Annotated in this window: 26 protein-coding genes; 17 read left to right on the top strand and 9 right to left on the bottom strand. The window is 67.5% G+C overall.

The annotated features are described in order from the left end of the window. Window positions 1-37: 37 nt before the first annotated feature. From RJT48_RS06170 to RJT48_RS06185, 4 genes are all read left to right on the top strand, one after another. On the top strand, window positions 38-1,420 hold the full coding sequence (locus RJT48_RS06170) for a D-aminoacyl-tRNA deacylase (RefSeq protein ID WP_311171381.1): 1,383 nt from the start codon (window positions 38-40) through the stop codon (window positions 1,418-1,420). Window positions 1,421-1,584: 164 nt separating this feature from the next. After that, window positions 1,585-2,739: a cell division protein FtsZ gene (gene ftsZ / locus RJT48_RS06175; protein ID WP_311171383.1), complete on the top strand. Its 1,155-nt coding sequence runs from the start codon at window positions 1,585-1,587 to the stop codon at window positions 2,737-2,739. A gap of 186 nt (window positions 2,740-2,925) precedes the next feature. Further along, window positions 2,926-3,099 (top strand): protein translocase SEC61 complex subunit gamma, encoded by a 174-nt coding sequence (locus RJT48_RS06180; protein ID WP_311171384.1) that lies wholly within the window; start codon window positions 2,926-2,928, stop codon window positions 3,097-3,099. A 1-nt stretch (window position 3,100) separates the two neighbouring features. Continuing rightward, window positions 3,101-3,553 carry a transcription elongation factor Spt5 gene (locus RJT48_RS06185; RefSeq protein WP_311171453.1) on the top strand — a complete coding sequence of 151 codons (453 nt, stop codon included), beginning with the start codon at window positions 3,101-3,103 and terminating at the stop codon, window positions 3,551-3,553. Window positions 3,554-3,690: 137 nt separating this feature from the next. Here the strand turns inward: RJT48_RS06185 and RJT48_RS06190 are convergent, their stop codons facing one another. Next, complete coding sequence (locus RJT48_RS06190) at window positions 3,691-3,993, bottom strand: DUF7565 family protein (protein ID WP_311171385.1); 303 nt, start codon at window positions 3,991-3,993, stop codon at window positions 3,691-3,693. Window positions 3,994-4,196: 203 nt separating this feature from the next. On the opposite strand from RJT48_RS06190, the gene RJT48_RS06195 reads away from it, so the two are divergent. Then, window positions 4,197-4,952 carry a PHP-associated domain-containing protein gene (locus RJT48_RS06195; protein WP_311171454.1) on the top strand — a complete coding sequence of 252 codons (756 nt, stop codon included), beginning with the start codon at window positions 4,197-4,199 and terminating at the stop codon, window positions 4,950-4,952. 101 nt (window positions 4,953-5,053) lie between these two features. On the opposite strand, the gene hisH is transcribed toward RJT48_RS06195, so the two are convergent. The 4 genes from hisH to RJT48_RS06215 all read right to left on the bottom strand — a co-directional run bounded on the left by hisH (window position 5,054) and on the right by RJT48_RS06215 (window position 7,534). Continuing rightward, entirely contained in the window at window positions 5,054-5,698 is a 645-nt protein-coding gene (hisH, locus tag RJT48_RS06200) for an imidazole glycerol phosphate synthase subunit HisH (RefSeq protein ID WP_311171386.1), read from the bottom strand. Window positions 5,699-5,793: 95 nt separating this feature from the next. Beyond that, window positions 5,794-6,381 carry a uracil-DNA glycosylase gene (locus RJT48_RS06205; protein WP_311171455.1) on the bottom strand — a complete coding sequence of 196 codons (588 nt, stop codon included), beginning with the start codon at window positions 6,379-6,381 and terminating at the stop codon, window positions 5,794-5,796. Between the two features lie 162 nt (window positions 6,382-6,543). Beyond that, window positions 6,544-7,215, bottom strand: a complete 672-nt coding sequence (locus tag RJT48_RS06210) for an endonuclease dU (RefSeq protein WP_311171387.1) — start codon at window positions 7,213-7,215, stop codon at window positions 6,544-6,546. A gap of 142 nt (window positions 7,216-7,357) precedes the next feature. Further along, entirely contained in the window at window positions 7,358-7,534 is a 177-nt protein-coding gene (locus tag RJT48_RS06215; RefSeq protein ID WP_311171388.1) for a DUF5786 family protein, read from the bottom strand. Between the two features lie 181 nt (window positions 7,535-7,715). On the opposite strand from RJT48_RS06215, the gene RJT48_RS06220 reads away from it, so the two are divergent. Then, the gene (locus RJT48_RS06220) at window positions 7,716-8,348 is read left to right on the top strand and encodes an MBL fold metallo-hydrolase (RefSeq protein ID WP_311171456.1); all 633 of its coding nucleotides are present in this window, start codon (window positions 7,716-7,718) and stop codon (window positions 8,346-8,348) included. A gap of 84 nt (window positions 8,349-8,432) precedes the next feature. Here the strand turns inward: RJT48_RS06220 and RJT48_RS06225 are convergent, their stop codons facing one another. After that, window positions 8,433-8,957, bottom strand: coding sequence for a hypothetical protein (locus RJT48_RS06225; RefSeq protein WP_311171389.1), 525 nt, complete (start codon window positions 8,955-8,957; stop codon window positions 8,433-8,435). A 128-nt stretch (window positions 8,958-9,085) separates the two neighbouring features. Between RJT48_RS06225 and RJT48_RS06230 the strand changes: the two genes are divergently transcribed. From RJT48_RS06230 to nucS, 5 genes are all read left to right on the top strand, one after another. Next, a complete protein-coding gene (locus RJT48_RS06230; RefSeq protein ID WP_425604705.1) occupies window positions 9,086-10,945 on the top strand; it encodes a formate/nitrite transporter family protein in 1,860 nt (619 codons plus the stop codon). Window positions 10,946-11,157: 212 nt separating this feature from the next. Continuing rightward, on the top strand, window positions 11,158-11,352 hold the full coding sequence (locus tag RJT48_RS06235; RefSeq protein WP_311171390.1) for a cold-shock protein: 195 nt from the start codon (window positions 11,158-11,160) through the stop codon (window positions 11,350-11,352). A 230-nt stretch (window positions 11,353-11,582) separates the two neighbouring features. After that, window positions 11,583-12,407, top strand: a complete 825-nt coding sequence (locus RJT48_RS06240; protein ID WP_425604706.1) for an aldo/keto reductase — start codon at window positions 11,583-11,585, stop codon at window positions 12,405-12,407. Beyond that, window positions 12,407-12,868, top strand: coding sequence for a VanZ family protein (locus tag RJT48_RS06245; protein WP_311171392.1), 462 nt, complete (start codon window positions 12,407-12,409; stop codon window positions 12,866-12,868). The genes RJT48_RS06240 and RJT48_RS06245 overlap by 1 nt, the downstream gene beginning before the upstream one ends. A gap of 48 nt (window positions 12,869-12,916) precedes the next feature. Then, window positions 12,917-13,657 carry an endonuclease NucS gene (gene nucS / locus RJT48_RS06250; RefSeq protein ID WP_311171393.1) on the top strand — a complete coding sequence of 247 codons (741 nt, stop codon included), beginning with the start codon at window positions 12,917-12,919 and terminating at the stop codon, window positions 13,655-13,657. A 72-nt stretch (window positions 13,658-13,729) separates the two neighbouring features. Here the strand turns inward: nucS and RJT48_RS06255 are convergent, their stop codons facing one another. Further along, window positions 13,730-14,389, bottom strand: coding sequence for a type 1 glutamine amidotransferase (locus tag RJT48_RS06255; protein ID WP_311171394.1), 660 nt, complete (start codon window positions 14,387-14,389; stop codon window positions 13,730-13,732). Between the two features lie 148 nt (window positions 14,390-14,537). Here RJT48_RS06255 and RJT48_RS06260 point away from each other — a divergent pair, with 148 nt between their 5' ends. Next, a complete protein-coding gene (locus RJT48_RS06260; RefSeq protein WP_311171395.1) occupies window positions 14,538-15,068 on the top strand; it encodes a 50S ribosomal protein L16 in 531 nt (176 codons plus the stop codon). A gap of 59 nt (window positions 15,069-15,127) precedes the next feature. After that, complete coding sequence (locus tag RJT48_RS06265; protein ID WP_311171396.1) at window positions 15,128-15,988, top strand: ATP-grasp domain-containing protein; 861 nt, start codon at window positions 15,128-15,130, stop codon at window positions 15,986-15,988. Between the two features lie 31 nt (window positions 15,989-16,019). On the opposite strand, the gene RJT48_RS06270 is transcribed toward RJT48_RS06265, so the two are convergent. Further along, window positions 16,020-16,382 carry an Hsp20/alpha crystallin family protein gene (locus tag RJT48_RS06270; protein ID WP_311171397.1) on the bottom strand — a complete coding sequence of 121 codons (363 nt, stop codon included), beginning with the start codon at window positions 16,380-16,382 and terminating at the stop codon, window positions 16,020-16,022. Between the two features lie 93 nt (window positions 16,383-16,475). On the opposite strand from RJT48_RS06270, the gene RJT48_RS06275 reads away from it, so the two are divergent. The 4 genes from RJT48_RS06275 to RJT48_RS06290 all read left to right on the top strand — a co-directional run bounded on the left by RJT48_RS06275 (window position 16,476) and on the right by RJT48_RS06290 (window position 19,650). Continuing rightward, window positions 16,476-16,721, top strand: coding sequence for a hypothetical protein (locus tag RJT48_RS06275; protein ID WP_311171398.1), 246 nt, complete (start codon window positions 16,476-16,478; stop codon window positions 16,719-16,721). Further along, the gene (gene gap / locus RJT48_RS06280; protein WP_311171399.1) at window positions 16,714-17,763 is read left to right on the top strand and encodes a type I glyceraldehyde-3-phosphate dehydrogenase; all 1,050 of its coding nucleotides are present in this window, start codon (window positions 16,714-16,716) and stop codon (window positions 17,761-17,763) included. Before RJT48_RS06275 ends, gap begins: the two co-directional genes overlap by 8 nt. Before the next feature lie 98 nt (window positions 17,764-17,861). Then, a complete protein-coding gene (locus tag RJT48_RS06285; protein ID WP_311171400.1) occupies window positions 17,862-19,085 on the top strand; it encodes a phosphoglycerate kinase in 1,224 nt (407 codons plus the stop codon). A 70-nt stretch (window positions 19,086-19,155) separates the two neighbouring features. Further along, window positions 19,156-19,650: a metallophosphoesterase family protein gene (locus RJT48_RS06290; protein ID WP_311171401.1), complete on the top strand. Its 495-nt coding sequence runs from the start codon at window positions 19,156-19,158 to the stop codon at window positions 19,648-19,650. Between the two features lie 78 nt (window positions 19,651-19,728). On the opposite strand, the gene RJT48_RS06295 is transcribed toward RJT48_RS06290, so the two are convergent. Further along, a complete protein-coding gene (locus RJT48_RS06295; protein ID WP_311171402.1) occupies window positions 19,729-20,433 on the bottom strand; it encodes a DUF2391 family protein in 705 nt (234 codons plus the stop codon). Window positions 20,434-20,458: the final 25 nt, after the last annotated feature.

The raw sequence follows: 20,458 nt of genomic DNA on the forward strand, positions 1-20,458 counted from the left end.
CGAGAGTTTTTATACCGAGGGGCGACCACTCCTCCCCGTGATCGGACTGGTCGTGAGTCGGGCGGACGCCGCCTCGGTCGCCATCGGAGAACAACTCCGGTCGCTCGTCGCGTGGGACGAGCGGACGGATCCGACCGGCAGGGACGCCGAGACGCACTACCGGCACGGCGACTTCGAGCTCCGGAGCTTCGAGGGGTGGCACCTCGAACTCGACGGCGTCGCCGCGGAGTTCTCCGAACCGCCCGCGTTCGTCGCGTTCCTCTCGCGGCACGCGGGCGACACCGGCCCGCTTTTGACGGCGCACTTCACCGGGAACTTCGGGCCGGCGGAGTACGGCGGCAAACCGGGCGAACTCGCCCGGACGTGTCCCAACGTTCAGCGGGCGGTCGTCGCGGCGTTCGACCGCCACGCGCCGGATCGCTACGACGTCGGCGTCGAGTGCACCCACCACGGCCCGAGCGACGTCGGCGCGCCCTCGCTTTTCGTCGAACTCGGGAGCAGCGAGTCCGAGTGGAACGACCCCGCCGGCGCTTGTGCCGTCGCGCAGTCGGTGCTGGAACTCTCGGGGATCGGCCCCGACGCAGGTGCGGATGGAGATGGGCGAGACGCGATCGCTCCGGATGCTCCGGAGGCACGCAGGCACGTCGTCGGCTTCGGCGGCGGCCACTACGCGCCGGAGTTCGAGCGGATCGTCCGCGAGACCGACTGGCGCGTCGGTCACGTCGCCGCCCACTGGGTGCTGGGAGCGATGGGCGCCCCCGAAGCCAACGCGGACCTGATCGACCGAGCGTTCGAGCAGTCCGCCGCGTCGCGGGCGCTCCTTGTCGGCGACGATCCCGAACTGGCGGCCGTCATCGACGACCTCGGCCACCGGGTCGTCGACGAGACGTTCCTGCGAGCCACGAGCGGCGTGGACCTCGCACTCGTCGCTGCACTCGAAGACGCGCTCGGGCCCGTCGACGACGGGCTTCGGTTCGGTACGCCGGCGGAAGGGGCGGGAGCCGACGCCCTCGACGAATTCGAGGTCGTCTCGCTGCCGGCGGACCTCCTCGCGGAGGCGTCGGGGATCGACCAGGAGGCGACGCTAGCGGTGCTGCGTGATCGAGTGCTCGCGTTCGAGACCGTCGAAGGCGGGACGAAACCCCGCGGCCGCGCCGCCGTGACCGACGCCGCGGCGCTGGATGGGGTCGTCGACGCGCTCGCGGACGTACTGGCGAGAAAGTACGACGACGTCGTCTGCGAGCCTGAAGCGGTCGTCGCGACCCGCGAGACGTTCGATCCGGCGGCGGCGGCCGAAGCGGGCGTCCCCGAGGGGCCAGCCTTCGGCCGGCTTGCCGGGGGCGAGGCAGTCGAGATCGGCGGGCGGACGGTCACGCCCGAGGAGGTTCGGGTGGAGGAGACGGTCCGATTCCCGGTCTGAGCGCAAAACCGATCTCAGCTCTGAGAACTCGGGATCGGTTCGTGAGTGAATCCGGATCGACCGATTTCGCTGAATCGGCCGAAAACACCCGCCTCAGCGTCAGACGCGCGTCAGACGAAAGGGGGAAAGATAATGAGGCTGTGTCCGGTAGGAGTCCCCAGACAATGGACTCCATCGTCGACGACGCGATTGACGAGGCCGAGGAGACGGGGGATGGGAACGCCGTCGACGGGCCCGAAGACGGGGACGCGCCCCCGACGGGAACGATGACCGACGAGGAACTGCAGGAAGTTCTCGTCGACTTACAGACGGACATCACCGTCGTCGGCTGCGGCGGCGCCGGCGGCAACACCGTCAACCGAATGCACGAGGAGGGCATCGAGGGGGCGACGCTCGTCGCCGCCAACACCGACGTCCAGCACCTCGTGGAGATCGAAGCCGACACCAAGATCCTGATGGGCGAGCAGAAGACGCAGGGCCGCGGGGCCGGGTCGCTGCCGCAGGTCGGTGAGGAAGCCGCCCTGGAATCACAAGAGGAGATCTACGGCGCCATCGACGGCTCCGATATGGTCTTCGTCACGGCGGGACTCGGCGGCGGAACCGGCACCGGCTCTGCCCCGGTCGTCGCGAAGGCGGCTCGTGAGGTCGGCGCGCTCACGATCGCCATCGTCACGACGCCGTTCACCGCCGAGGGCGAGGTGCGGCGGACGAACGCCGAGGCGGGCCTCGAACGCCTCCGCGACGTCGCCGACACGGTGATCGTGGTCCCGAACGACCGGCTGCTCGACGCGGTGGGCAAGCTCCCGGTCCGGCAGGCGTTCAAGGTGTCCGACGAGGTACTGATGCGCTCGGTGAAAGGAATCACCGAACTCATCACCAAGCCCGGCCTGGTCAACCTCGACTTCGCCGACGTGAAGACGGTGATGGAGCGGGGCGGCGTCGCGATGATCGGCCTCGGCGAGTCGGATTCGGAGTCGAAGGCCCAAGATTCCGTCAAGAGCGCGTTGCGCTCGCCGCTGCTCGACGTCGACATCTCCGGGGCGAACTCCGCGCTCGTGAACGTCACGGGCGGGTCGGACATGAGCATCGAGGAGGCCGAGGGCGTCGTCGAGGAGATCTACGACCGGATCGACCCCGACGCGCGGATCATCTGGGGGACCTCCGTCGACGAGGAGATCGACGGCACGATGCGAACGATGATCGTCGTCACGGGCGTCGAATCCCCGCAGATCTACGGCCGAAGCGACGAGGAACCCCAGCCGGAACCGCAGGCCCCGCCGCAGGGACAGGGCGGCGCCGAGATCGACTACGTCGAATAGCGCACCGATCCCTCCGTTCCCGGCCGTTGCCGTCTTGATTCAGCCTTTCTCACCGAGAGTTCCAAGTCGCGTTCGCCGTCAGGTCCGTCCCTTCCGGACCTGTGGCTCCCCCGTGTCGGGTCACCGCATCCACCGGTAGCGCTATCAATAGATAGAAAAAGCCCGGCGTCCTATCGCTCAACAACGATGGACGTCAAGTACGATCTGGCCAGCTACGTGGCGGTGCTGAAGAAGGCGAGCACGCCCTCGTGGGAGGAGTTCTCACAGGTCAGCCTCATCGCCGGCGCCGGCATCTTTCTCGTTGGGTTCCTCGGCTTTCTCATCTACGCGGTGATGAGCTTCCTCCCGGGGGGTGTCTGAAGTGCCGATCTTCTCGGTGAAGACCACCGCCAGCCAGGAGCGAACCGTCGCCGACATGATCGCGAACCGCGAGGCCGAAGAGATCCACGCGGTGTTGGCCCCCGACTCGCTGACGAGTTACGTGATGGTCGAGGCCGACAACGACGCCGCGATCACCCGGGCCTTAGAGGAGATCCCGCACGCCCGCGGCCTCGTCAAGAGCGGCGACCAGGCGGGCCGCTCCTCGATGGCGGAGGTCGAACACTTCCTCTCGCCGACGCCGGACGTGGAGGGCATCGCCGAGGGCGACATCGTCGAACTGATCGCCGGGCCGTTCAAAGGCGAGAAGGCCCGCGTCCAGCGGATCGACGAGACGAAAGACCAGGTGACCGTCGAACTCTACGAGGCGACGGTGCCGATTCCGGTCACCGTCCGCGGCGACCAGATTCGCGTCCTCGACAGCGACGAGCGGTAGTCCCGCTGTCGCGGCGGGAGACAGTAGTGACGTTTTTGCGGTCCGAACACACAGTCCGTGCGGCGTGGGCGCTCTCGCTCGGCAACGGAACGGGTTTTATCGAGAGGTACAGCGGAGATCACCGATGACCGGCAGCCTCACAGCGCGTCGCGGCGCTTGAGTTCCTCGACCACCGAGTGGAGGTCGGCCTCGTCCTCGATGGCGGCCTTGATCTCCTCGCGGACGCGGACGGCCGAGGAGTCGGCGTCGTAGGCGCGGACGTACTCCGCGCGGGAGTGCTCCTCGAAGGCGTGACGGATCGCGAAGTACCCGTCGGGGACCACGCTGCCGCAGACCGTGCACTCGTGGCGGTCGTGGTCGACCGTCTGGTGGATGACCGCGGCCTCGGCCTCCTCGAAGCGCTGCTCGCAGCCGTCGATGCCGCACTTCCACAGGGACATACCCGAACGGACGGACAGCGGTGACAAAACGGTTCCGCAGGCACGGGGAAATAGAAACCACTAACCCGGGGCCGTTCGGACCGACCTACGTGACCGACACGGCCGCGTCCGAATCGGGGACGACGTCCACCGACGAGACGGCCGTGGCGGCATCGGCCGGTCGCTCGGACGCGGCGACATCGACGCGGGCCGGACCGGATCCGGTGGATGCAACCCGCGTCGATCCGCACGTGAAACTCCTGAACGAGCGCGTCGTCGCCCGAGCGAAGGCCCGCGGCCTCGACGCGCTGGTGTACGCGCCGCATTTTACGCGACTGTCGGAGATCCGCAGGCGCGCAGAGCGCTTCTCGGACGAGGACCTGCTCGTCGTCCCCGCCCGTGAGGTGTTCACCGGGAGCTGGCGGAACCGTCAGCACGTACTGGCGATCGGCCTCTCCGAGCCGGTCCCGGACTTCATCAGCCTGGCGGGAGCCCTCGCGGAGTTCGAGCGCCAGGACGCCGCCGTCCTCGTCCCGCACCCGGGGTTTCTGAACGTGAGCCTGAACCGGGAGACCATCCGGGCGAACGTAGAGCGGATCGACGCCATCGAGACGCACAATTTCAAGACGTATCCGCAACAGAACCGCCGCGCCCGCGAACTCGCTGACGAGGCGGGCCTTCCCGGATTCGGCTCGTCGTACGCGCATCTCCTCGGGAGCGTGGGCGAAGTGTGGACGACGTTCGACCGCGAGATCGGCAGCGAATCCGATCTCGTCGAAGCGTTCAACGCAGGGACGCCGCGACGGGTGCTACGCCGCCAGGGTGCACGCCACGTCGCTCGCGCCGTCGCCGAGTTCGCCCACCTCGGCTACGAGAACTCCTGGAAGAAGATCGACCGCCTGTTCCTGTCCGGGACCGAGCCGACGCACCCGGGACACGTCGCCTACGACGGCCGTTTCGAGGACGTCAGAGAGTACTGATACTGAGCACTCTCACTGTTCCCGCCGAGGGCCCTCAACGGAGGTTGCGCTCGGCAGGAAGCGACGAGAGTACTCAGTATGACGGCGCCCCCCGCTCGCACTCACCGATCGGCGCAGTACTCGACGAAGTTCCGGAGGATCCGCAACCCGGTCTCGCCCGATTTCTCCGGGTGGAACTGCGTCCCGAAGATCGTGCCGTCCTCGTTTGCGACGACCGCCGGGAAGCGGACGCCGTAGTCGGTCGAGGCGACGACCGCGTCCGAATCCTCGGGATCGGCGTAGTACGAGTGGACGAAGTACGCGTACTCCCCGTCGACGCCCTCGACAATCGGGTGTTCGCGTTCGACGTTGAGCTCGTTCCAGCCCATATGGGGCACCTTCAGGTCGGTCTCGAACCGTACGTTGGTGCCGGGCACGAAGTCGAGGCCCTCGACCTCGCCCTGCCCCGCGTGGTCGGCCTCCTCGCTCGTCGTGAGGAGCATCTGCATCCCGAGGCAGATCCCGAAGATCGGCTGGCCGCGGTCGGCCGCGTCGGCGAGGGGCTGCCGGAACGGGCCGGCGTTCTCCATCCCCTCGCTAAACGCGCCGACACCCGGGAGGACGATGCCGTCGGCGGCCGCGAAGTCGGCCGGGTCGTCGGTGATCGAGACCGACGCGCCCGCACGTTCGAGGCCGCGCTGGGCGCTCCGGAGGTTCCCGAGGCCGTAGTCGACGAGGACGACGTCCGCTACCGTCTGAGCGCTCATACGATCGCTTCGTGACGGCGGGTCAAGTCGTTTCCGACACTGTCGGGCGTCGCCCCAGCCGGGACCGCGACGGGACTCGGTGGCGACATCGTGGGTCAGAACTCGCCGAGGCTCGACTGCCCGCCGTCGCTCTCGCCGAGCCCCGCGATCTCGGCCGCCCGAACGATCGTCTCGAAGAAAGTCTCCCGCTGGCTGCCGTCGTACAGCGTCGCCGCCGGATGGACGGAGACGAGCGCGCGAAACGGCTCGCCGCCGAGTCGGACGTCGACGACGTCGCCCGCCTCCTTCGTCACCGCGACCGACCGCTCCAGCAGGTGCTCGGAGGGGACCTTCCCGAGCGTCACGACGAGTTCGGGGTCGATCGCGGCGAGTTCCTGTGTGAGGTACCCCCGACAGTTCCCGAGTTCCGCGGTCGTCGGATCGCGGTTCTCCGGGGGTCGACAGCGAACGCAGTTCGTAATTCGGACGTCCGCGCGGGCGAGCCCCGCATCGCGGAGCGCGTCGTCGAGGATGCTCCCGGAACGGCCCACGAACGGTTCGCCCTCCTCGTCCTCGTTTTTACCGGGGGCCTCGCCCAGAAAGACCAACTCGGCGTCCGCCGGACCGACCCCGTTGACGATCTGCGAGCGGGAGTCGACGAGGTCCGGACAGCGCTCGCAGGCCGTCACTGCCAGTCCGTCCATCGCATCGTCGGCCGTGGCGTCATCCCTAGTGGCAGCGTCCGTGGCGTCGTCCATCGCGTTGTCGTCCGCAGCGTCGTCTCCCGATCGCGACGTGCCCGACACCGGGCCGTCGCCGACGCCGTCGTCCTCTGCGGTCATATCGGAGAGGCGGACGGGCGCGACTTACCCGTGACGGTCCGCGTCGTCGACGGCCGTATCGTCGGCGCCGGCGCCGGTGCCGCCATCGCCGGCGCTGGTGCTGTCGTCGCCGGTGCTGCGGTCGCGGTCCCACGCCCGGGCGCCACGGGCCGCGAGTCGAGCCACCCGAAGGGGTTCGGGACGGCCGCCGGTCGGGGTGTAGGCCCGAACGACCCGCGCGGCCTCCTCGCGCGCCATCTCCCGGTCGTCGCCGGGAAGGACACTTCGGACGAACAGCGTCTCGTCGTTCACGCTGAGCCGTCGCCGCGGCGGGAGCCGCTCGTAGAGGGCGAGGCGAGTATCGAGCGCTTCGCCGTCGAAGGCTTCCCGCAAGCCGTCCTCCAGCCCGGGGCTCTCCTCGTAGGAGACCGAAATGACGGGGCGGTCGGCGTACTCGGCGATTCGGGACAGGTCGAGCATATTGAACCACGCCGGGGCGATGCCGGAGACGAGTAGGTACTGGACGTCCGCCCGGTCGAGTCGATCGAGGAGCCGACAGACGGCGTCGGTGGCGTCGAGGGCGCCGACGGTCGCAGTCGCGAAGGCGAAGCCGTCGGCTGCGCGGTCCGCGCGGACGACAGCGCCGCAGAAGAGACACTGACCGCTCTCCTCGTTGGTCGACTCAGCAATCCCGAGCGCCCGTGTTCCGGGTTTCACCACCGGTTAAGTCCGTGTGTAGTTTCGCTCCGCAGTTCCGAACGCACCGCTCCGCGGCCTCATACTGCTTACTCTCACTGTTTCCCGCCGAGCGCGACCTCCGTTAGCGGCGCTCGGCGGGAAGAGACGAGAGTGATCAGTATCACTCCTCTTTGATGTCTTTCAGTCGATCGAGAAGTTCGTCGTTCGACGCGCCGATCTCGAATTCGACGTCCCCCTTGTGGTCCGTCTGGGAGGTCGCGACCCCGTCGTCGTCTTCGAGATCGGTGTCGAAGTCCTGGTTCTCCTGTTCGGACTCATCGTAGCTCCCAAATCCCATACATAGTAAGGTAATACAGCAAACGATAAAAATGCACGGGGGCGTGAGGTCGTTGCCGCTGTCGACCGAGGGGTTCTGTTGCTACCGCGGTCGAGACCATCTCGTCGCTGCCGACGGCCGAGACCATCTCGTCGCTGCCGACGGCCGAGGCTTTTTCGTCGCCGCCGGCGTCGGACCCGCTATGGAGATTCACACTGTCACGGAGGGTGCAACGGAGTTCACCTGTAACGCGTACCTGCTGGCCGGCAGTCCCCCGGCGCTCGTCGACGCCGGCACGATGCCGGGCGTCGAGGACGTCGTCGCAGAGCACGTCGAGGACCTGGAAGCGGTCTATCTCACCCACCAGCACGGCGATCACGTCGGCGAACTCGACGCCGTCCTCGATCGTTTCGACGCCGACCTGTACGCCTACGGCGACCACCCGCGCCGAACCGGCGGCCTCGCCGACGGCGAGACAGTCGAGATTGCCGGCGAGTCCTACGAGGTGGTCTACACGCCCGGCCACGCCGAGGACCACGTCTCCTTCGTCGGCGAGACGCGCGTGTTCAGCGGCGACGTCGTCGTCTACAACGACGGCGCGTTCGACGACGGGAGTTTCGGCCGGACGGACTACACGGGTCAGTCCAGAGAACGGCTCATCGAGAGTCTCGACACGCTGCTGGATCGATTGCCCGAGACCGTCTCGGAGCTGTACGCCGGGCACGGCGACGTCTACCGGGCAGATCCCGACGGCGACTCCGACTCCGTCCGCGACGTCGTCGCCCGGGCGCTTTCCCGCGCCGAACGGCGGGAGCCGAAGTACCCCGAGGAGTGATACTGTCGGGCACGCGTTCGGAGAGAGCCGCCTCACCGAGAAGAGAGGGTGTTCATAAAACGGTAGAGTCCGACAGGGCGAACGTCACTCGACGACGAGCGTCACGGTCGTCTCCTGCGTCTCGTTGAGCGTGACAGTCACCTCGTACTCCCCCGACTCGGATGGGTTCGTCACCGCCGGATAATCGAGAACGACAACGTCGCCTTCAGTCAGTTCGTAGTCCGTCTCCAGGGTCACGTCGAAGGAGTACTCGTTGTTGTTGGCGCCGCTGATCGCGTCTGCGCCGAACTCCTCTTCGAGGCTCCCGTCGTCGTCCGTGTCGACGCCGACTGTGATGGCGTCGTGGCTCGTGCTGTCGACGACGAACCGGTCCCGGGGATACGTCGCGGAGACGACCGACAGGGTCCCCCCGGCGAGCGACTCTTCGACGGGCACCCGCAGCGTCTGGGCTCCTGCCGCGCCCGCGTCGGTGTTTTCGAGTTCGACGTCGGCGCCGTCGGATTCGTCGTCTGACCCGTCACTCCCGGAGCCGCCACCTGTCAGCGTCGAGCAGCCCGCTGTCGCCGCGATCGCCGCCGAGGCGGCCGCGAGATAGGTTCGTCGGTACACGGTGGTGCTCGGCCGCGGAGAGGGGAGTATCTGGTGATCTGGACAGAGCGGAGCCGGCGGGCAGGTCGATCCGGGCGGGCTGCCACAGACACCACAGTAAAGTCGTCCCGTCTCGGTGGAGTTAACCGATGGACGACTCGGAGCGGGACGAGGGGACCGAGCCGGGAGACCGAGGCGAAAGCGAGCCGTATCCGGACAAGGCCGATCTCGACGAGTCGGTCCGTGAAGCCGTCGAGCGCTCGCGGATGGGCGCGCCGGCCGTCGGCGAGGCCGTCCGGGATCGGTTCTCCGCCGACGAGGTGTTCCAGCGGATCATCGCCGCGGCCGACGAGGAGGTCACTTCCTCGGGCCGGGAACTCTTCTTCAGCGGCATCGCCGCCGGCTTCGCGATCAGCATCACCTTCCTGCTGTACGCGTCGCTGTCGGCGGCGACCGACAGCAAGATCCTCGGCGTGCTCCTGTATCCGCTCGGTTTCATCTACATCATCATCGGGGGCTACCAGCTGTACACGGAGAACACGCTCCCGCCGGTCGCGCTGACCTTAGAGCGGATCGCCAGCCTGCCGACGCTACTCAGGCACTGGAGCATCGTCCTCCTCGGCAACTTCACCGGCGGCGCAGTCGGGACGCTCGTCCTCGTGTGGGGCGGCGTGTTCGACCCGGCCGCCGCGGCGGAGGCGCTCGCGATCTCCCGCAAGGGCGCCTTCGAGACCGGCTGGTGGCCGCTGTTCTTCAAGGCGGTCTTCGCGGGGCTCATCGTCGCGGGCGTCGTCTGGGTCGGGTTCAGCTCCCGCGATACGATCTCCCGCATCGTCGTGACCTACCTGGCCTTCCTGGCGATCCCGCTGGGCGGTCTCTTCCACGTCGTCGTCTCCTTCTCGGAGACGCTCTATCTCCTGCTCCACGGCGAGATCGGGGCCGTCGTCGGCCTGACTGAGTTCGTCCTGCCAGTGCTCATCGGGAACACGCTCGGCGGGATCACGCTCGTCACGCTCGTGAACTACTTCCAGACGAGCGAGGACCGCCTCGAATCCGCCCGCTTTGCGGGGATCGAGCGGCGGCTGACGCCACGGGAGTGGGCGTTCGGCCGGTTCGCCGGCCGGTCGTACGTCCCGATTCTCGATCCCTCGGAACGGGCGCTCTCGCGGGGCGACGAGTACCGCATTATGGTCCCGATCGCGAACCCGCGGACGGAGTCGAATCTCGTCGACGTGGCGTGTACGCTGGCGAGCGCGCGGGACGACGCGACAGTGCACGCGGTCCACGTCGTCCAGACCCCCGGCTACCGGTCGTCGGCGCCCAGTCGGAGACAGCGGGAGCGGATCAGTGCCGAATCCGAACGGCTGATGGCTCCGATTCGCCAGACGGCCCGCGGCTACGACGTGAACTTCGAGACGTCGATGACCGTCACGAACCGTTCGTTCGAGGAGGTGTTCGACGCCGCCCGGCGGACGGAGTCGGATCTGGTCCTGCTGGGCTGGGAGGAGGACCGCCTGTGGAGCGACGCGCGCGCCGAGCGTCCACTGGCGGAACTCACGAACCAGCTTCCGTGTGACTTCCTCGTCGTCAGGGATCGCGACTTCGACGCCTCGCGGATCCTGTTGCCCACCTACGGCGGCCCGAACGCGGACCTGAGCGCCGAGGTCGTACAGCTGCTCCAGTCGGCTGTCGGCTCGGCGGTGTCGCTCCTCCACGTCGTCGGGAGCGACGCCGAACGGGAGTCGGGCGAGCAGTTCCTCGAGGAGTGGGCGCTCGATCACGACCTCACCGACGCCGAACGTCTCGTCGAGACGGGTACAGTCGAGGCGGCAATCGAAGGCGCGGCGGCGGACCACACTCTGTTGATCCTCGGCGCCACCGAACGGGGGCTGCTCTCGCGGCTGTTGACCGACTCGCTGCACATCGACGTCATCAACGACGTCGACTGCTCCGTGCTGTTGACCGAGCGGCCACACGAGCGCTCCCTGTTCGAGCGGCTCTTCGGGTGAGCGACCGCCGCGGCGAGACGCAAAGCAACGCTGAGGATGGCGGACGGGAACCGGCCGCGACGGCTGATGATGACCGTTGTAGTCTCGTACCGGTGCTCGCCGGTACTGAGAGTTGCGAGCACCGGCGAAAAGGGACCGCAGTCAGTATGGAGTTCCGTGGTAGCGAGTACCGCACAACAGTTATCCCCCGGCAGGGCGTCGGTACGAGCGCAATGGCAAACGGCACGGTTGATTTCTTCAACGACACGGGCGGTTACGGTTTCATCTCCACCGAGGACGCGGACGAGGACGTCTTCTTCCACATGGAAGACATCGGCGGCCCCGACCTCGAAGAGGGACAGGAAGTCGAGTTCGACATCGAGCAGGCGGACAAGGGTCCGCGTGCGACGAACCTCGAACGACTGTAAGGGGTCGCGGCGATCCCGCGTACTGAACGGAGACTGACGGTGAACCGGGCACGCGAGCCCGGTTCGACCCCGGCAGATCTCTGAAGTGTTCTCTTTGAGAACTGATCGGTGAGTCGCAACGCCGGAAGCACGACAGACACGTCCACAGCGGCGAGCACATACCGGCCCGCCGCCGACACGTTCTCGGCAGCGGGGTCCAAACGGACCGTATGGCTGAAGGAGACGTCGAGATGGAGTACGCCGAGGCGTACGGTGCCCGCGTGCCCAAGGTGGGACTCGGGACCTGGCAGCTCACGGGCGGATCGTGTTACGAGACGGTCTCGCGGGCGCTCGAACTCGGATACCGACACATCGACACCGCGCAGATGTACGAAAACGAGACCGAGGTCGGGCGCGCGATCGCCGACGCGGCCGTCGACCGGGACGCGGTCTTTCTGACGACGAAGGTTTCGCCGCGAAACGCCGGCTACGACGCCCTGCTCCGCTCGACGAAAGAGAGCCTCGAACGGCTCGATACTCCCTACGTCGACCTCCTGTTGCTTCACTGGCCGAACCCGATCGTCTCGGTCGAGGACACGATGCGGGCGATGGACGAACTCGTCGACGACGGGCGGGTCAACCACATCGGCGTCAGCAACTTTCCGCGAGTCTTCCTCGAACGCGCCCGGGACGCCGCGACGTCCCCCATCGTCACGAACCAGGTTCAGTTTCATCCGTACAGGCCGCAACGCGGGTTGCTGGGATACTGCCAGGACGAGGGACTCGTTCTCACCGGGTACAGCCCTCTCGCACGAGGCATCGCGCTGGAGGATGACACCGTCCAGCGACTCGCCGCCGAGTACGACCGGACGCCCGCACAGATCGTCCTCCGGTGGGCGACCCAGCACCGCGACGTCGTCGTGATTCCGAAGACGAGCGACGAAGAGCACCTCGCGGAGAACCTCGCGCTGTTCGATTTCAAGCTCACGGGATCGGAGGTCGACGAACTCACGAAGCCGTCGCTCCGGAAGTCCCTGGGTGCGATGCTGAACGGGTTGGTGAGCGAATTCCGGTAATGTCACGCGGCCGATTCCGGGGCCCGTGGTCACCGCGGCGCGCCCGCCGCGCGGCCGCCGCGTGGCTCGTCGTCGTCGTGCTGGCGTCGGTCGTCGATCCCGCAGCAGTAGGCAGCGCCCTGGGAGGGACCGCGAGCGCGGCTGGAGACACCGGGACCGGAGTCCCGGTCGGTATCGACGGCTACACCCTGGCCCACGTCGTCGCCTACGGCGTCCTCGCGTGGCTCGTCAGTCACGGAATCGACCGGGAACAGAGAAAAAGCGGGGGAAGTACCCTCCGGACCGCGATCCTCGTCGTCGCTGTCGCGACCGCCGCCGGCGGCGCCGTCGAACTGCTGCAGACCGGCGTCGCCGCGCGCTCGGGGAGCGTCGCAGACGCGGCCGTCAACGGGATCGGCGCGATCGTAGGCGTCGTCGCCCGCAGCGCACTTCGTGGCGACAGCAAATCCAAGAAACGGTGACGACGCGCGCGGTTTTTATCCGACCGCCGACAACGGCCGACGAGACGGATGTCAGTCACGACGCTCCACCGACCCGCCCACCGGGACGCCCTCGGGTTGCTGGAACGGGCGTTCGGCGACGGTCGGATGGTGACCGCCTTCGGGCGATGTACGGTCGAGTACGACGGCCGGGCGTCGTCGAGTCTGGGTCCGGGCGACCGACTCGTGATCTGCAAGCCCGATGGGACGGTGCTCGTCCACACCGACGAGAGCCGCGAACCGGTGAACTGGCAGCCCCCGGGCTGTACCCACCGTGCGAGCGTCCGGGACGGGCGGCTCAGGATCCGGAGCGAACGCTCCTCGCCCGACGAACGGCTCGACGTCGCCTTCGAACGGCTCGAACAGGTGACGGCCTACGAGGTCACGGATCGGAGCGACCTGACACTGACGGGCAGCGAGGAGGACCTCCGCCAGCGAATTCTGGACGACCCGAGCCTCGTCGAACCGGGGTTCGAGCCGACTGCGACCGAGCGGGAGACCGCCGCCGGCCCGGTCGACGTGTTCGGCGAGGACGACGCGGGACGACCGGTGATCGTGGAACTGAAACGGCGGCGGGTCGGGCCGTCGGCCGCGAGCCAACTGCGGCGGTACGTCGAGGCAGTCGACGCTGAGTTCCCCGACTCGGGCGTCCGCGGGATCCTCGTTGCCCCGTCGGTGACCGACCGGGCGGCATCGTTGCTCGAAGAATTAGATCTGGCGTTCGTCCCGGTAGCGCCGCCGGAAGAGGACGCCGACGGCGGCGGGGAGTGATACGGGCCTCCCCGGGAGTGAGACGGATCATCGGAACCGCGCTGTCTCACCCATCACCGGAACCGCGCTGTCTCACCCCTCGCCGGCGAGTCGAACGAAGTTCGCGAACGTCCGCTCGACGGAGACGTCCCCGAAGTCGCGGGCGTCGGAATCTGCTGGCCACCCGAAGTCGGCCTCGATCTGCGGCAGGAGAGCGGCGGTGAATTCCGGGTGGTACTGGACGGTCCACAGGGGTGCGTCGCGGTGGCGGCTCCCGACGTCCTCGTAGTAGTCGGCGGTCGCGATCCGCTCCATCGGGTCGCCGAGTTCCGTCACGAAGTCGCCGTGGATCATCGGGACGCGCCCGCCGACGCCCTCGAACAGCGGATCGTCGGCCAGCCGAACCGTCTCGATCCCCTTGTGGAACCCGCGGTGTTCGACGCTGCCGCCGAGGGTATCGTTGACGATCTGGTGGCCGAAGCAGACCGCAAGCGTCGGCACGCGCTCGGCGACGAGTTCCCCGACCACCTCGCGCAGGTCGTCCATCCACGGGTACTCGTCGGCCTCGTAGACCCCGGCGGTGCTTCCCGAGAGAACGACCGCGTCGGCGTCATCGAGGAGCGCGGGTCGACCGCCCTCGTCGGCGTAGGGGGTCACTCGGACGCGTGCGCCGGCCGCTTCGAGGTGGCGACGGATCTCCGGGAGGAAAAAGCGGCTCTCCGGATCCACCTCGTTTTCGAAGACCAGGATCACAGTCGGATACTGGGGCGGGACGACCAAAGTTGTTTCACCGGTGGGGTGGTGGACGACCAGAATTCGGCGGAGAGGCGACTCGCCGACAGCCCGGCGGACAGTTCGAAGCGCTTTTACGGCGAATCGGCCTTGTACTCGACAAGTAACTATGTCCGACAAACCCGCCTCGATGTACCGGGAACTGTCGAAGCCGTCCTACACACGGCGCGAGTACATCACAGGGATCCCCGGCTCGAAGATCGCACAGCACAATATGGGCAACCTCCAGACGGGCCCGCAGGACTACCCGGTCCAGATCAGCCTCCGACTCGAAGAGGAGTGTCAGGTCCGTCACGGCTCGCTGGAATCCGCGCGGCTGTCCGCCAACCGCGTGATGCTCAAGCAGGTCGGCCAGGAGAACTACAAGATGGTCCTCCGGAAGTTCCCCCACCAGATCCTCCGGGAGAACAAACAGGCGACCGGCGCCGGCGCGGACCGTGTCTCCGACGGGATGCGGCAGGCGTTCGGGAAGATTGTCGGGACCGCCGCGCGCGTTCAGAACGGCGAGCGCGTGTTCACCATCTACTGTGACCCCGAGGACGCCGACATCGCGAAGGACGCCCTCCGGCGGGCGTACAACAAGATGTCGCCGCCGTGCCGCATCGACGTCGAGAAGGGCGAGAAGCTGCTCGTCTCGTAGATCCTCCAGGCCGCTGCGACCCCCTCGCTTTTTGCGGGCTGCCGCCGTTCGATCAGCCGATGCTTCGGCTCGCCGTAACGACGGCTGCGGAGACGTTCGAGCGAATGCGCGACCCGCTTGCGGATCGTGACATCGCCGTCGAGCACCTGCAGGCGGACTCGCGGGTCGTGGACCTCGCGTCGCCGCCCGCCGACCGCTTCGACGTCGGATTCGTCTACCCGTCACGGCTGATGGAGGGCGGCGTCGTCGACGGCCGACACCGGATCCCCTGGGTGAACGGCCGCGACGCCGTGGTGACCTCGCGGAACAAGGCGGGCGTCATCGCGGGGCTCGCGCGGGCGGGCGTCCGGGTCCCGGAGACGCGGTTCGTCTCGAACCCCGCGAGCGACGAGGACGTCGCCGCTGCCGCTGCCGATATCGGATTTCCAGTCGTGGTCAAACCCAACTCCACGACCCGGGGTGTCGGCGTTGCGAAGGCGACTGACCTCGACTCGCTTCTCGGCATCGTCGATTACCTGGATCTCGTCCACGACTACCGGGCGACCGGCGACCGGTCGTACCTGCTGCAGGAGTTCCTGCCCGAGGCGCGCGACTACCGGGTGATGGTCGTCGACGGGACGGTGGTCGGCGGTGTCGAGCGCCGGCTGCCGTCGGCGGCGCGCGAATCGGGGCGATGGAAACACAACGTCCACCGGGGTGCGACGGCGACGGCGGTCGACGTGCCGGCGGAACTACGCTCGCTCGCCGTCGAGGCCGCCGAGACGCTCGGGATCGACTATCTCGGCGTCGACATCCTCGTTTCGGGGGAGCGGGCGGTCGTCTCGGAGACGAACGCTCGCCCGACGATCGACCACGAGAAGTACGAGACGGGCTTTTGGGACCGGCTCGCGTCGCTGATCCGTCGGACTGCTGAGCGGTGAGGTGAGCAGTCGAAGTCGTGAAAAATCGGCCTTACTCGAGGTCGATCGACGCGGAGTCGTCGACCTTCTCGAAGGAGACCTGGAGGACGCCGTTGTTGAACGACGCGTCCGCGGTGTGCTCGTCGACCCGCACGGGCAGGCGGATGCGCTCGTCGTACTCCCGGCGGTCACCGGCGGCGGAGATAGTGAGCATCTCGCCGTCACACTGGAGTTCGATCGCGTCCTTGTCGACGCCGGGGAGGTCGGCGACAAGTCGCACTGTCTCACCCTCGTCGTAGACATCGACGTGGGTCTCGGAGGCGAACCCGGCGGCGTCGCTCCCGGTCATTTCGTCCATCATCCGTTCGATGCCGTCGAAGAAGTCGTCGAACGGGTCGTCGCGATCGTCTCTCATCGGATGTGACTAGGTCGGTTTCGATGAAAAGCCTTCTCCCCCCGGCGGGATCGGCCGGACGATGCGATCACGGTGCCAGATGATGAGATCACAGTGTCAGATGATGAGATCACAGTGTCAGATGATGCGATCACGGTGTCAGATGATGCGATCACGGTGCCAGACGATGCGATCACGGTGTCGGAAGAGATGATCACAGCGCCGGACGACGAGCCGATCCTCCGTGGGTGCGAGTCCGGTCAAACGACAGCACAGCGCGGCGTCCGTCGCTGCCCGGCCTTCGAGTGCAATGTCACAGGGATTCAAGTAGGAGGACGGAGTGTACTCGAATATGAGTGAAGAATCGGAAACCAGCGTCGGCGCGACTGTCGACGACGCCGATGCGGTGCGGGTCGGGCTGAACGGCTTCGGCCGGATCGGGCGCAACGTCCTCCGGGCGGTGCGTGACCACCCACGAATCGAACTCGTCGGGATCAACGACGTGATGGACGTCGAGGATATGGCGTATCTCGCCAAGTACGACACGGTGATGGGCCGCCTGGACGTCACCCGCGAGGGGGATTCCCTCGTCGTCGGCGACACGGCCGTCCCACTGTACGACGTACAGGACCCGACCAACCTGCCCTGGGACGACCTCGACGTCGACGTCGCGCTCGAGTGTACCGGCATCTTCCGGACGAAGGCGGACGCGTCCGCGCATCTGGAAGCGGGCGCCGACAAGGTCGTCATCTCCGCGCCCCCGAAGGGCGAGGAGCCGGTCAAACAGATCGTCTACGGCGTCAACCACGACGAGTACGACGGCGAGGACGTGCTCTCGAACGCCTCCTGTACGACGAACTCCGTCAGCCCCGTCGCGATGGTGCTCGACGACGAATTCGGCATCGAGAGCGGGATGCTGACGACCGTCCACGCGTACACCGGCAGCCAGAACCTCATCGACGGCCCGATGGCGAAGACGCGTCGCGGACGCGCCGCCGCGGAGAACATCGTACCCACCTCGACGGGCGCGGCGAAGGCGACGACGAAGATTCTCCCCCAGCTGGAGGGGAAACTCGACGGGATGGCGGTCCGCGTGCCGGTCCCGAACGGATCGATCACGGAACTGGTCGTCTCGCTGGAGGCAGCGCCCTCGATCGAAGAGCTCAACGACACGTTCCGCGACGCGGCCGACTCGGGGCCGCTCGCAGGTGTCCTCGGCTACACCGACGACGAGGTCGTCTCTTCGGACATCCTGGGGCTGCCCTTCTCCTCGACGGTCGACCTCGAGTCGACGAACCAGGTGAACGGCGGCGACCTCTACAAGATTCTGACGTGGTACGACAACGAGTACGGCTTCTCGAACCGGATGCTCGACGTCGCCCGCTACATCACCGACGAGTAGCCTCCCGCTCTCCCGGAGGCCGGCACCGACCCGGTAACTGCCGGGGCGAGCCGCTTCGACTCCACTAAGTACCACGCCCACGACATACCCACCCACAGATGTCCACGCCCACAGCCCCCTTCAGAACCCTCGACGACCTCGATCCCGCACAGCGCGTTCTCGTCCGCCTCGATCTGAACTCCCCGATCGCCGAGGGCGAACCGCAGGACAACCGCCGGTTCGAGCGCCACGCCGAGACCGTTCGGGAACTCGCGGCGGCCGACCACCGAGTCGTCCTGCTCGCCCACCAGGGACGGCCCGGCCGCGACGACTTCGTCTCGCTTGCGGGACACGCCGAGATCCTCGAAGCGCACGTCGGCGGCGACGTCGGCTTCGTCGACGACACGTACGGCGATGCAGCCATCGACGCCATCGAAGCGCTCGCCCCAGGGGAGATCCTCCTGCTCGAAAACACCCGGATGTGCGACGAGGAGTTGCCGGAGGAAGATCCCGAGACGAAGGCCGACACCGAGTTCGTTCAGACGCTCGCGCCGCACTTCGACGCGTACGTCAACGACGCCTACTCGGCGGCCCACCGCTCGCACGCGTCGCTCGTCGGCTTTCCGCTCGTGTTGCCCGCGTACGCCGGCCGCGTGATGGCGACCGAGTACGACGCCAACACCGCGATCGCCGAGCGGGAGTTCGACGGCCAGGTGACGATGGTCGTCGGCGGCACGAAGGCCACCGACGTCATCGACGTGATGAACAGCCTCGGAGAGAAGGTCGACGACTTCCTCCTCGGCGGCATCGCGGGCGAGTTGTTCCTCCGGGCCGCCGGCCACCCGGTGGGGTTTGATCTCGATCCCGAGGCCGACCTCTATGACTCCCAGTGGGAGCAAAACCAGGATCTGATCACTGACCTGCTCGACGAGCGCGGTGAGCAGATCACGCTCGCGACGGATTTGGCGTACGAGGACGACGCGGGCGACCGCGCCGAGGTTGCCGTCGACGACCTCGAAGAGAAGGATGTCTCGTTTCTCGACATCGGCTCCGACACCGCCGCGGCGTACGCCGACGTCGTCCGTGACTCGGAGGCTGTCTTCGTGAAGGGTGCCCTCGGTGTCTTCGAGGAGGAGGCGTTCTCGGTCGGCACCGTCACGGTACTCGAGGCCATCGCCGAGACGGACTGTTTCTCGGTTGTCGGCGGCGGCGACACCTCCCGCGCGATCGAGATGTACGGGCTCGACGAGGCCGACTTCGGGCACGTCTCGATCGCCGGCGGCGCGTACATCCGCGCGCTGACCGGTGAGCCGCTGGCTGCCGTCGAAGCCCTGAAGCGGTAGCGCTCGGCCACGCGAGGGATCGATCCAGGGGCCGAAGCGCTGAAGCGGCAGGCCCGCGGATGCCCACCCGATGCTCGTCGGACTCTGCTCGGACACCCACGACAACCTGGCTCTGGCGCACGGCGCAGTCGAGACGTTCGCGGACGCGGGCGTCGACGCCGTCATCCACTGTGGCGACGTCGTCGCGCCCTTCACCGCCTCGGTCTTCGACGCCGACTTCGACTTCCACGCGGTCCGCGGCAACAACGACGGCGAGTGGTCGCTCGCGGAGACGATCGAGAAGTTGGGGACGTACCACGGTGAGAGCGCCCACCTGCTCCTCGATGGCCTCGACGTCGCCGTCTACCACGGCACGAGCGAACAGCTCGTCGACGCGCTCTGTGCGTCCGGCGAGTACGACTACGTCGTCCGCGGGCACACCCACGAGCGGACCCGCGAGGACCGCGACGGGACCGTCCATATCAACCCCGGCGGCCTCCCGTTCCCCGGCGCCGACGACGATTACCACGTCGCCGTCCTCGACACCGACTCGGGTGACGTGACGTTCCACGAAATCGAGCCGTAAGAGACCTGCCGGAGGCGAGCGGTCGGGCATCCCCCCCGTCCCCTCCGTCCCCGCGTCCTCCCGTCCCGGCATCCCCGCCTACGATCCCGGGAGGATATCGCCCAGCGCCGCGCCGACGCTCATCGGGACGAACGCGACGACGACGGTCGCAAACGCGAGCAGCGGTGACGTCCACTCGACGCGGCCCCAGACGGTCATCATCACCAGCGCATTCACGAACGCCACGCCGAGCACGCCGACCAACCGTCTGGGGACGATGCCGAGGATCGGCTTGTAGACCCGCACGTCCTGGATCTCCGCGACGTACAGGATACCGATGGTGAGCCCGACCGCGCCGATCACGGTCCCGGCCAGCAACGGCGGGTGCGCCGCCAGGAACTCCCCCACCTCGTTGGTGCCGCCCTCGACGAACATCGGGATCCCGAAGAGCAGGCTCCCCAGGAGGGCCTCCGCGAGGTCCGCCCGGTCGTAGCCCCGGATGACCTGCCCGAAGATCTCGTCGTCGTCCTGGGCGGCGACGACCGCGGCGTTGCGGGCGGCTCGGACCTGCTCGCGTTCCTCGGGGGAGTCCACCGTCTTCGCGAGGGTGTCGAACTCCGCGAGGAGTTGCCGTAGCTCCTCGTCTTCCTCGTCCAGCGGGAACTCTTCATCCTCCTCGTCCGGCGGGAACTCTTCATCCTCCTCGTCCGGCGGGAGCACCTCGTCCTCCTCGGCCGGCGGGAACTCATCCGCGCCTCCGCTTCCGTCGGGCGGCGTGTCCGCGGCTCGACCGTCGTCGCTCACGACCGCGACATTTCGGTGCGCGATT

The sequence above is a fragment of the Halobellus ordinarius genome (genome assembly GCF_031823395.1).
Lineage (GTDB): Archaea > Halobacteriota > Halobacteria > Halobacteriales > Haloferacaceae > Haloquadratum > Haloquadratum ordinarius.